Origin of the sequence: Paenibacillus sp. 1-18 (assembly GCF_000520755.1) — a bacterium.
GTDB classification, from domain to species: Bacteria; Bacillota; Bacilli; order Paenibacillales; family Paenibacillaceae; genus Paenibacillus; species Paenibacillus brasilensis.
On sequence record NZ_ASSB01000129.1, the window covers coordinates 1 to 10416 of the forward strand.

General features: G+C 47.2%; 12 protein-coding genes. All 12 read right to left on the reverse strand.

Annotated elements, in window-relative coordinates; all coding sequences use genetic code 11:
- Positions 1–638: 638 nt before the first annotated feature.
- Positions 639–1166: a hypothetical protein gene (locus L693_RS0108240; RefSeq protein ID WP_025716852.1), complete on the reverse strand. Its 528-nt coding sequence runs from the start codon at positions 1164–1166 to the stop codon at positions 639–641.
- 292 nt (positions 1167–1458) lie between these two features.
- Positions 1459–2796, reverse strand: coding sequence for a TrkH family potassium uptake protein (locus L693_RS0108245; RefSeq protein ID WP_025716853.1), 1338 nt, complete (start codon positions 2794–2796; stop codon positions 1459–1461).
- 95 nt (positions 2797–2891) lie between these two features.
- Positions 2892–4412, reverse strand: a complete 1521-nt coding sequence (gene lysS / locus L693_RS0108250) for a lysine--tRNA ligase (protein ID WP_025716854.1) — start codon at positions 4410–4412, stop codon at positions 2892–2894.
- A 110-nt stretch (positions 4413–4522) separates the two neighbouring features.
- Positions 4523–4999, reverse strand: a complete 477-nt coding sequence (gene greA / locus L693_RS0108255; protein ID WP_007428055.1) for a transcription elongation factor GreA — start codon at positions 4997–4999, stop codon at positions 4523–4525.
- A 215-nt stretch (positions 5000–5214) separates the two neighbouring features.
- Positions 5215–6243, reverse strand: coding sequence for a tRNA dihydrouridine synthase DusB (gene dusB, locus L693_RS0108260; RefSeq protein ID WP_025716855.1), 1029 nt, complete (start codon positions 6241–6243; stop codon positions 5215–5217).
- Between the two features lie 46 nt (positions 6244–6289).
- Positions 6290–6490 (reverse strand): helix-turn-helix domain-containing protein, encoded by a 201-nt coding sequence (locus L693_RS0108265; protein WP_197029853.1) that lies wholly within the window; start codon positions 6488–6490, stop codon positions 6290–6292.
- Positions 6433–6990 (reverse strand): 2-amino-4-hydroxy-6-hydroxymethyldihydropteridine diphosphokinase, encoded by a 558-nt coding sequence (gene folK / locus L693_RS0108270; RefSeq protein ID WP_025716857.1) that lies wholly within the window; start codon positions 6988–6990, stop codon positions 6433–6435. Before folK ends, L693_RS0108265 begins: the two co-directional genes overlap by 58 nt.
- 8 nt (positions 6991–6998) lie before the next feature.
- On the reverse strand, positions 6999–7361 hold the full coding sequence (gene folB / locus L693_RS0108275; protein ID WP_025716858.1) for a dihydroneopterin aldolase: 363 nt from the start codon (positions 7359–7361) through the stop codon (positions 6999–7001).
- 165 nt (positions 7362–7526) lie between these two features.
- Positions 7527–8393, reverse strand: coding sequence for a dihydropteroate synthase (folP, locus tag L693_RS0108280; protein ID WP_025716859.1), 867 nt, complete (start codon positions 8391–8393; stop codon positions 7527–7529).
- Complete coding sequence (locus L693_RS0108285; RefSeq protein WP_025716860.1) at positions 8390–9286, reverse strand: aminotransferase class IV; 897 nt, start codon at positions 9284–9286, stop codon at positions 8390–8392. Before L693_RS0108285 ends, folP begins: the two co-directional genes overlap by 4 nt.
- Before the next feature lie 3 nt (positions 9287–9289).
- Complete coding sequence (pabA, locus tag L693_RS0108290; RefSeq protein ID WP_025716861.1) at positions 9290–9865, reverse strand: aminodeoxychorismate/anthranilate synthase component II; 576 nt, start codon at positions 9863–9865, stop codon at positions 9290–9292.
- 5 nt (positions 9866–9870) lie between these two features.
- On the reverse strand, positions 9871–10416 hold a 546-nt coding region (locus L693_RS0108295), incomplete at its 5' end, for an anthranilate synthase component I family protein (RefSeq protein ID WP_025716862.1).

Here is a 10416-nt window from a genome sequence, read left to right on the forward strand (position 1 = left end):
GCGACGTTTTAGGCAAATGCAAGAATTCATTGAACTTCATGTAATTTGGGAGGCACTATTCTACAGATGAGTTTGGCTGTAATCTTGTCCGCCATTCCTCCGGGAATTCAAGTGCGCTTCATACGATGGCTTGTCCTGCCATACCCAGCAACACCAATGAGCTGGGTCTTATCATTCACGTAAAATTGACCGCAAAACTACTACCGTTAACGGCGCAGTATCGCTCCAAAAGCTAAAAAATAACTATAGTAAAACCATAAAATTTCAAACAACTGATTAATAAATCCAACCCTAGACCCATAAAGTCGTTTTAATATGCTCCGTCTCTAAAAGGTCTGGAGAACACATAATGCATGCTGTCTATCAGCTCACGAGAGCTGTATTGCTTCTGTTGGTCTGTGTTCAAATCGGAAGAAATCCATGCGAGTAATAAAGCAGATAGGCAAAAATGAGGTGACTGTCTAAGCGAGTTCAACATAAAATGATCATATTTTGTTATTTTCCCAACAATAGCGACGGACTCATCGAACTACCGGAAGTGACAACTTCATTTTTACTATCAACGACCCTTCCGATTTGAACATCCTGAGTGACCGGCCTTATTTCATCCGAATGTGAAGCTTTATATCTCCCCGAAACTACGCCTTATTTTTTTTAGGAGCCAAAGTATAGCTAAAGGAAACAATAAAGTCGATTGCCAGAACGACTGCCCATGTTTTCATAAGGCCCTCCAAGGAAGCCGTACGCTGTGAATCACCCACATACACGATGATGGCGAGCAGCAGAACGTTGCCGATGGCCCAGCCCAACAGGTGAAGCAGCCACGTCGTCCGTTCCTCTTTTGCATGAGCAGCGCCATACTTGCGTTGGGGCTTCGGCCCCTTGCCAAACCAATAGGAGAACCGCACATCCGCCCATTTAATTAACCTATGACCAAATGCTACCGTAATACCAAGATAGCAGGCAGCCAGACCCGTAGCGGTCGTAATCTCCATGCCGCTGCTCACCGTGATAAACACCGCAATCAGCAACAGGATATCAATAACAGGAGTACACAGTAAAAGAAGACCGCCTAATTTCTTCAAGTCATACATATATCTTGCGATCAGTCCTGCAACAACAAATACCCAGAATAAAACTTCAGCACTAATAATAAATATATACATAGTAGATGATTCCTTTCAAAATAGAAGTTGGTATTCCCCTCGGCTATCCCCCTTTCACGCCCACTATCATACAATATTATACATAATATTCCTAGTATCTTGACTATAATTACATAAAAGGAAACAAATAGCCTTTTTTCTACAAAAAAAGTCCCTGTCAAGTCCATGGTCCCTCACTTCCCCAAATTGCATACTTTTCATGATATGCTACACATTAGATCATGATGATGTAAAATGAAAAAAAGATGCGCCCGTGACATCAGCACAGGTGCATCTTTTTATACTATTTGAGCTATCCAATTACGATATGCCCTTCGGGACGACGGTACAACGTCTTGGTCGAGCGTGGACGAAGAGCATAAGCAATTGTAAGTGGACCAATTCGTCCAATAAACATGGTCACACAGATGATCAGCTTGCCTGCGTCCGACAGTCCTGGCGTCACTCCTACAGACAGCCCTACCGTTCCGATTGCGGAAGCCGCCTCAAATGCAAGAGAGAGGAAGGGTGCATCCTCTGTCATTAAGAGCAGCATCACCACAATCGAGAATATAAATAGCGCCAGTATAATTATGGTCAGTGCTCGCATCATGATATCGTTGGGAACCCTATGGCGAAAGAACGCAATTTCCTTCTGACCTCGCATGACGGCCAACAATGCACCCATCATCAGCAAAAATGTGGTTGTTTTGATTCCACCCCCGGTGGAGCCCGGTGAAGCTCCGATAATCATCAGCAGCATGATAAAGAACTGACTGGCCTGCCTCAAGCCGCTGATATCTACCGTGCTTGTTCCTGAGGATCGTGTAGATACGGATTGAAAGACAGAAGCGTACATTTTGCCCTCCCAATTCAGTGAGCCCAGGGTACGAGCATTGGTAAACTCAAAAATGAATATAACCAGCGCCCCGATTACAATAAGCGCACCCGACACACTCAACACCATTTTGGAGTGAAGACTCAGTCTCCGGGTGCGGCGAAAATCGAACAGATCGCTTAGTACAAGAAAGCCCAGTCCCCCTGAAATGACAAGCACAGAGGCGATGATATTGAATACAAAATCCCCGGCATACTGTTGAAAGCTACTTCCAAACAGGTCGAAGCCTCCGTTGTTAAAAAGAGATACCGAATGGAATACTCCATAGTATATCGCTTGTCCAACAGGCATCTCCCTCATCCATCGCAAAGCCATGACTACGGCAGCTATAGCCTCAATGGTAAAAGAGAAAATCAGCACCTTGCGAATAATGCGTACGATTCCTTCCATGCTATCGGCATTAATCGCTTCCTTCAGCAGAAGCCGATCCTTCAATGACAACCGTCGCCCCAGCAACAACGCAAACAAGGTCGCCAAGGTCATAAAACCGAGGCCGCCCAGCTGCATCAACACCATGATGACCGTTTCCCCAAACATCGTATAGGTTGAATTCACGTCCACCACGACCAATCCGGTGACACAAGCAGCGGAAACAGACATAAACAGCGAATCAATCCAATACGGAACATGTCCACTATGATTGGAAATAGGAAGCATCAGCAGCAAAGTACCTAATGCGATAATCAGCAAGTATCCGATGACCAATATAAAAGGAGGCGATGCAAATCGGGCAAGCTTGACGCTGCGTTTCATTAGAAGTACTCTCTCCATCCATTCTTATGAAAAAGAGGAACAAGACACGGGAAGGAAGCCCGGCTGATCCTCTATATTCATAATGTTATGTTATTCTACTGTTGGTTACGCATATGCGGGAAAAGCAGCACGTCGCGAATGGACGGTGCATCTGTCAGCAACATAACCAACCGGTCGATACCGATACCCAGTCCACCCGTCGGCGGCATACCGTATTCCAATGCACGGATAAAATCGTCATCCATTTCATGAGCCTCGTCATTACCATGCTCACGTTCCAGCAATTGTGCTTCAAAGCGCTGGCGTTGGTCAATCGGATCATTCAGCTCAGTGAATGCATTCGCATGCTCACGAGCTACTACGAACAGCTCAAAACGATCCGTAAAGCGCGGATCTTGCTCATTTCTCTTTGCCAGCGGCGAGATTTCAACCGGATGCCCTGTAATAAAGGTCGGCTGAATGAGCGTTTCTTCTACGAATTCCTCAAAGAAAGCGTTCAGGATATGGCCAAAGGTCATATGCGGCTCTACCTTTACGTTATGCTCCTTCGCAAGCCGATGAGCTTCTTCATTACTCAGTTGTGCTCCAAAATCCACGCCTGTTACTTCTTTAACAGCATCCACCATCGACACTCTACGCCATTGCGGTGTCAGATCCACTTCATGACCTTGATATTGAATATGCTGTGTTCCAAGCACTTCTTGCGCAATATGAGCAACCATGTTTTCCGTTAACTGCATGATATCCTGGTAGTCAGCATACGCTTCATACAGCTCAATCATTGTAAATTCAGGATTGTGGCGTGTTGAAACACCTTCATTACGGTATACGCGTCCAATCTCATATACTTTCTCCATTCCGCCGACAATCAATCGTTTCAGATGAAGTTCAATGGCAATACGCATATAAAGCTGCATGTCTAACGCATTATGGTGTGTAATAAATGGCTTGGCTGCTGCCCCGCCGGCAATAGAATGCAACGTCGGAGTCTCAACTTCCAAATAACCGAGCGAGTCCAAATAACGACGCATGGATTGAATAATACGGGAACGTGTAATGAACGTTTTTTGTACTTCCGGGTTCATAACCAGATCAACATAGCGCTGACGGTAACGCAATTCAACATCCTTCAGGCCATGATATTTTTCCGGTAATGGATACAGCGATTTGGACAAGACCACAATATCCTGAGCCTTAATTGTAGTTTCTCCCGTTTTGGTCTTAAACAGTACACCCTTAATACCGACAATATCGCCCAGATCCAAAATACTGAATGCTTTATACTGTTCTTCCGGAACACTGTCTTGACGAACATAAATTTGAATACGTCCGCTAAGATCCTGTATATGAGCAAAGCTGGCTTTACCCATCACCCGTTTAGCCATGATGCGGCCTGCGATGCTAACTTCAAGATTTTTTTCTTCCAGTTCTTCCTTGGTCAGACTGTCATACTTGCTTAGTAACCCGCCCGCTTCAGCCGTGCGTATGTATTTACGTCCAAAGGGATCAATGCCCAATGAGCGAAGCTCGTCCAATTTGGCGCGGCGAATTTGCAACAATTCACTTAATTCCTCGCGATTTTCCTGTGATTCCTGATTCATAGTTTCATCCGACATGGTGCTAAATCAGCTCCTTCATTATGAGTAGACGGGCCGGGGTCCATCCGGGTGTAGAGAAAAAAAGCTTCCTTGTGGAAGCTTTTGAATTTAATTCCAAGGTTTGTTTCTTATTTCTTGATATCCACGATTTTATATTGAATAACACCTGCTGGAACAGTGACATCCACAACAGTTCCCTTTTTCTTGCCAAGGATTGCCTTGCCAACCGGACTTTCATTGGAAATTTTGTTCTGAAGCGGATCGGATTCAGCGGAACCGACGATCGCATATTCTGTTATATCTCCGAACTCCAAATCTTCCACGGTCACGGTTGCGCCTACTCCCACAACATCGGTGTCAATTTCATCACTATTGATAATGCGGGCATTGCGTAGCATTTTTTCCAGTGTAATGATGCGGCCTTCAATAAAAGCCTGCTCGTTCTTTGCATCCTCATATTCGGAGTTTTCACTGATATCCCCGTATCCGATGGCTACCTTAATCCGTTCCGCCACTTCACGGCGTTTGACAGACTTTAAGTTCTCAAGCTCATCCTCGAGCTTTCTAAGGCCTTCCTGTGTCAGAATGACTTCTTTATCGCTCATCTTAACCGATTCTCCTGTCATGGGAAAAGTTTAAAAGTGCATCGGAATGCACGCTTTCAAAACATCATATGCCACTCTGAGGGAATGAGAACATTTCCTGCTGTTGTCTTAAAGAGCTGCACACAATTTGTAGCATACATCAAGATTTTATACTGAACGATTATAGGGCAAGCATTTGGAAAAGTCAATCGCGCACAAAGGCAGAAGCGGCTTCATTATTGCGCAACAGCGGCAGGAGAAGCAGCGCCTGCAGCAGGCTCATCGTTTTCCACCATGTGCAATTGAGACACAAATTGATCCAAAATACGCACCATGTCATCACGTTTGGTTTCTTCCATAATGACGTCCTTAATGCGCGCAGAGCCTTTTAGCCCTTTAAGATACCAAGCCAAATGCTTGCGCATTTCGCGGACAGCCACGGCTTCGCCCTTCAGTGCCACCAGACGATCCATATGCAGAATGGCAATACGGATTTTTTCTTCCGGTGAAGGATCAGGCAAAAGTTCACCCGTTTGCAAATATTCAATCGTACGATACAGCATCCACGGGTTACCCAGAGCACCGCGTCCGATCATAACACCATCGCAATTAGTCAGATCCAGCATGCGGCGGGCATCCTCCGGTGTTGCCACATCGCCATTACCAATTACAGGAATGGAAACTGCTTCTTTAACCTCTTTTATGATATCCCAGTTCGCATGTCCCGTATAGAGCTGCTCCCGTGTGCGGCCATGCACGCTCACAGCCTTACCTCCGGCACGTTCTACGGCGCGGGCATTCTCTACGGCATAAATATGCTCGCTATCCCAGCCGATACGCATTTTCACCGTAACTGGCTTACTCACAGACTCCACAACAGCAGATACCATTTCATAGATCTTATTGGGGTCCAGCAGCCAACGAGCACCTGCATCACATTTGGTCACCTTGGGAACCGGGCAGCCCATATTAATGTCAATAATATCCGCGTTCGTCTCCTGATCTACGACCTTCGCTGCCTCAACCAGGGATTCACGGTCTCCCCCGAAAATTTGCAGGCTAAGCGGCTTCTCGCGCTCATCCACAAACAGCATTTCGCGCGTACGTTTATTTCCGTGAATAATCGCCTTATCACTAACCATTTCCGCACAGACCAGACCTGTGCCAAATTCCTTGGCGATCAGGCGAAAAGCAGGATTACACACGCCTGCCATCGGAGCCAGGACGACTTGGTTTTTCATTTCAATACCGCCGATTTTCAACAATTTCCTTCACTCCTTTATTCCTTCTTTATATATCGTTCACTTATCGTTATTCCGTCAGTTCCCGGACTTCAATTTTTAGGGTTCGGGCAATAATGCTCAGCATGTCAGGCTCTATTGTACGATTACCCCGCTCCACAGCACCCAATACGGCCAAGGATATACCGGTTCGTTTAGCCAACTCCTGCTGTGTTATTCCTTTAAGCTTTCGGAAGGCGCGAAGCCGTTGCGCCAGCTGCATGTTTTCCAAAACTGTATGCCATCCTTTCCATCCAATGAATTCAATGCAGTATGCACGATACTGTACAGACCGGATGGATCTTGATTCGGAACGATGTCAGCCAATGGCACAAGCACAAAAGCACGCTCCAACATGCGGGGATGAGGAAGCTCCAAATCCGGTGTAGCCAGCCGCGCGGCTTCCATCCATAACAGATCCAGATCAATCGTGCGCGGACCGTTAGGAATATGCCTTACTCTACCCAGACGACTCTCCACCTCCAGCATAAAAGCCAGAAGCTCCTCGGGAGCGAGTGTTGTAGATACGGCTGCCGTCATATTCAAAAAAGAAGGCTGATCCAGATACCCGACAGGCTCTGTTTCGTACAGGCTGGAGCAACGCAGCACCCGTATACTCGGATGTTCGTCCAGCGCCGTGATGGCTTCATACAGGGTAAGCTCACGCTCCCCCAAATTAGCCCCTAAAGCAATATAAGCCTCTGATGCCTCAGAGGTCGAATGTGCGTTCATGTACGTTCCTACTTTCTTGCGCGATAAAGCTCAACCGTCACGCCTCCAAAATGAATATCAAACGGCGGATGCGGCTTTGTGACTTTGACAGTCAGTGCATTTACACTAGTATAAGTGTCCAGTAAGGAAGATGCAATACGTTCGCCTAAAGCTTCAATCAATTGGTAAGATTCCTTTTCTACAATATCTTTAACGGTGTAATGCACCTCAGCGTAATTAACCGTTTTGTCCAATGCGTCCTGCTCGCCCGCCTCACGCAGATCAAGCTCCAATTCCAAATCAATGTAAAAACGCTGTCCCAGCTTGCGTTCCTCGGGAAAAACACCGTGATATCCGTAATACTCCATACGATGCAAAACCATTTTATCCATCGTGGGTAGGCCCCCTGTTTTTTTATTTGATTTTTTTCTGAAAATACAGTGACTTTATGCTGGTAGTAGCGGAATGAAGGATTTGAATCCGAAGAAGCGGAGCGTTCGCCTTTGCAACGGGATTCTTACAAGCGATCGCAGGATCAAAGCATTCATGAAGCGCCTTTACCCACCATAACTCAGTGGTTTTTTTGCCCCGTACACCATCGCGTCACACATACGTACCGTGCGCTTGATTTGGGCCACATCGTGTACACGCACAATCTGGCATCCTTGAGCAATACCAAAGGCAACCGTAGCCGCTGTCCCCTCCACCACATCATCCACGGGCAAATCCAGTGCCGTACGGATAAATCTTTTGCGCGACGTAGCCAATAACAGCGGAAAGCCTAGCTGACTCAACGTATCGAGAGAAGTCATAGCATGAATGTTTTCATCGTAATCCTTGGCAAAACCGATGCCTGGGTCTAAAATAATCTGTTCCTTGCGTACACCTGCATCGAGCGCCAATCGGATGCTTTCTTTTAAATCAGCCAGCATATCAGATACCAAGTCGTTATAGTTACGATCATGACGATTGTGCATCAAAATAACTGGACAATCGAATTGTGCAGCCACACGCGCCATGTCTGGGTCTGCCTTAAACCCCCACACATCATTAATGATATGCGCGCCCGCTTCAAGTGCCTGCCGAGCCACCTCGGCTTTGTAAGTATCCACCGATAACGGAATATGCGGTGCGATACGATGGATCGCCTGGATCACCGGAATGACCCGAGCCAGCTCCTCGTCTACACCTACCGGTTCATGACCCGGGCGTGTAGATTCACCGCCAATGTCAACAATATCGGCTCCATCCTCCACCAGCTTCAGGGCATGTACAACAGCTAGTTCTGGATTATAGTGTAATCCTCCATCGGAAAATGAATCCGGGGTCACATTCAGTATACCCATGATCTGTGTGGCATGTCCGAGCGTAAGCTCAGCGTCCCCCATTCGATAGCTGCGTTGATAAAGAGTCGGTATATTCACTTGATCCCTGCTTTCTGTCTATAGTCGTGCAACAGCAAGGCTGTTATGGGCCCGGTCGGTGCCGAGGAATCCGGTATATGATGTGTTGCTCCGTCCGGCTCCAGCAGCAAATGGACAGGCCTTATTTCTTGTATGGAGTTGGTCATAAAAATTTCATTAGCCCACTTCAACTCATCCCAACGGTACAGCCCTTGCTTATAGGGAATGCCTCGTAATTGAGCCAGCTCCAAAACGAACTCACGCGTAATGCCTGGCAGAATTCCCGTAGACAAGTCAGGCGTATACAACGTATCCTGTCGTACAAAGAACAGGTTGCTGACCATTCCCTCTGCCAGAAAACCATTGGCCGTAAGCATCATCCCTTCGGCCTTATACTGAACGGCGGCAGCGTACTGCTGAAGCTCCCGCTTCGCAAGAATATTGTTCATATAATGGAGTGATTTTAAGCGAATCTCACCCTCTGGCGTATTCCTTGGGGTTCGCAGCAACTGAAGCGCCGATGGGGAAGTCGGTTCCCCGGCCTGTGTATTTGTCGAGGGCAGCGGCTTGACGAACAAAATATGGTTGGGCTGCGTGTAGTCACCAGATGGCAAGCCTAGCACCTCTTCCCCCGCTGACACGGTGTAGCGGATATAGGCCTCGTCCAATCCATTTGCCACCATCAGACTTTGGATATGTCTCGTAAGCCGCTCTTCGTCCGGTTGAAAAGGAATGCCGAGCATGCGGGCGCCTTCTGCCAGTCTATGCAAATGCCGATCCAGCAGGAATGGAACGCCTTTGTAGGTGCGAAACGTTTCAAACAAGCCCATGCCGTATAAAAAGCCGTGATCACTTACGTGAATCACGGCTTTTGCGGCTTCCGTTAGGACGCCGTTGACTCCGATATATTTCATAAATCAGACGCCTACCTTGCGTTTTAGGAAATTGCGCAGCAGTTGATGCCCGTAGTCGGTAATAATGGATTCGGGATGGAACTGGACTCCTTCTACGGCGAATTCTTTATGCCGTAAACCCATAATTTCACCCTCTGCAGTTTCAGCGGTAATCTCCAGACATTCAGGTAGGCTCTCACGCTCCACCAGCAGCGAATGATACCGGGTCGCTGTGAACGGTGATGGCAAGCCTTCGAATACCGACGTATTGTGATGGAGAATCGGTGATGTTTTACCGTGCATGAGCCTTTCAGCCCGGATAACCTTACCGCCAAAAGCCTGTCCGATGGCCTGGTGACCGAGACATACGCCGAAAATTGGGATACGACCTTTAAAATGACGAATCACATCCAATGATATTCCCGCCTCGTTCGGCGTGCATGGGCCCGGCGAGATCAAAATATGCTCTGGTGCCAGCTCTTCTATGCCTTTCACTTCAATCTCATCGTTCCGCTTTACGGTTACTTCTTCGCCAAGCTCACCCAAATATTGAACAAGATTGTACGTAAACGAATCATAATTATCAATCACCAAAATCATACGACTCACCCTCCTATAATACCGCTCCTGTTTACAGCAGCTTCTTCTTCACCACATTGTACCGCCTTCATAACAGCTCTGGCCTTGTTCCGACATTCCCGATATTCCCTGTACGGGTCTGAATCAATAACGATACCCGCACCTGTCTGTAAATAGGCAGTGCTGCCTTTGACAGCTAGTGTTCTTATTATAATATTTAATTCCATATTGCCGTTATAGTCAATCCATCCAAGAGAACCTGTATAAGGACCTCGCCGGACAGGCTCTAATTCTTCAATGATTTCCATCGTGCGCACCTTGGGTGCGCCGGTAATAGTCCCTCCTGGGAAGGTAGCGGCAATCACATCTATGGCCGTGCGACCGGGGGCTAATTTTCCCTCAACCTGGGAAACCAGGTGCATCACATGAGAATAATATTCGACAGTCAGCAGTTCAGGCACATGGACCGAGCTATATTCGGCAATCCGCCCGATATCGTTACGTTCCAAATCGACGAGCATAATGTGCTCGGCACGTTCTTTTTCACTCGAGAGAAGCTCGGCAGCCATAGC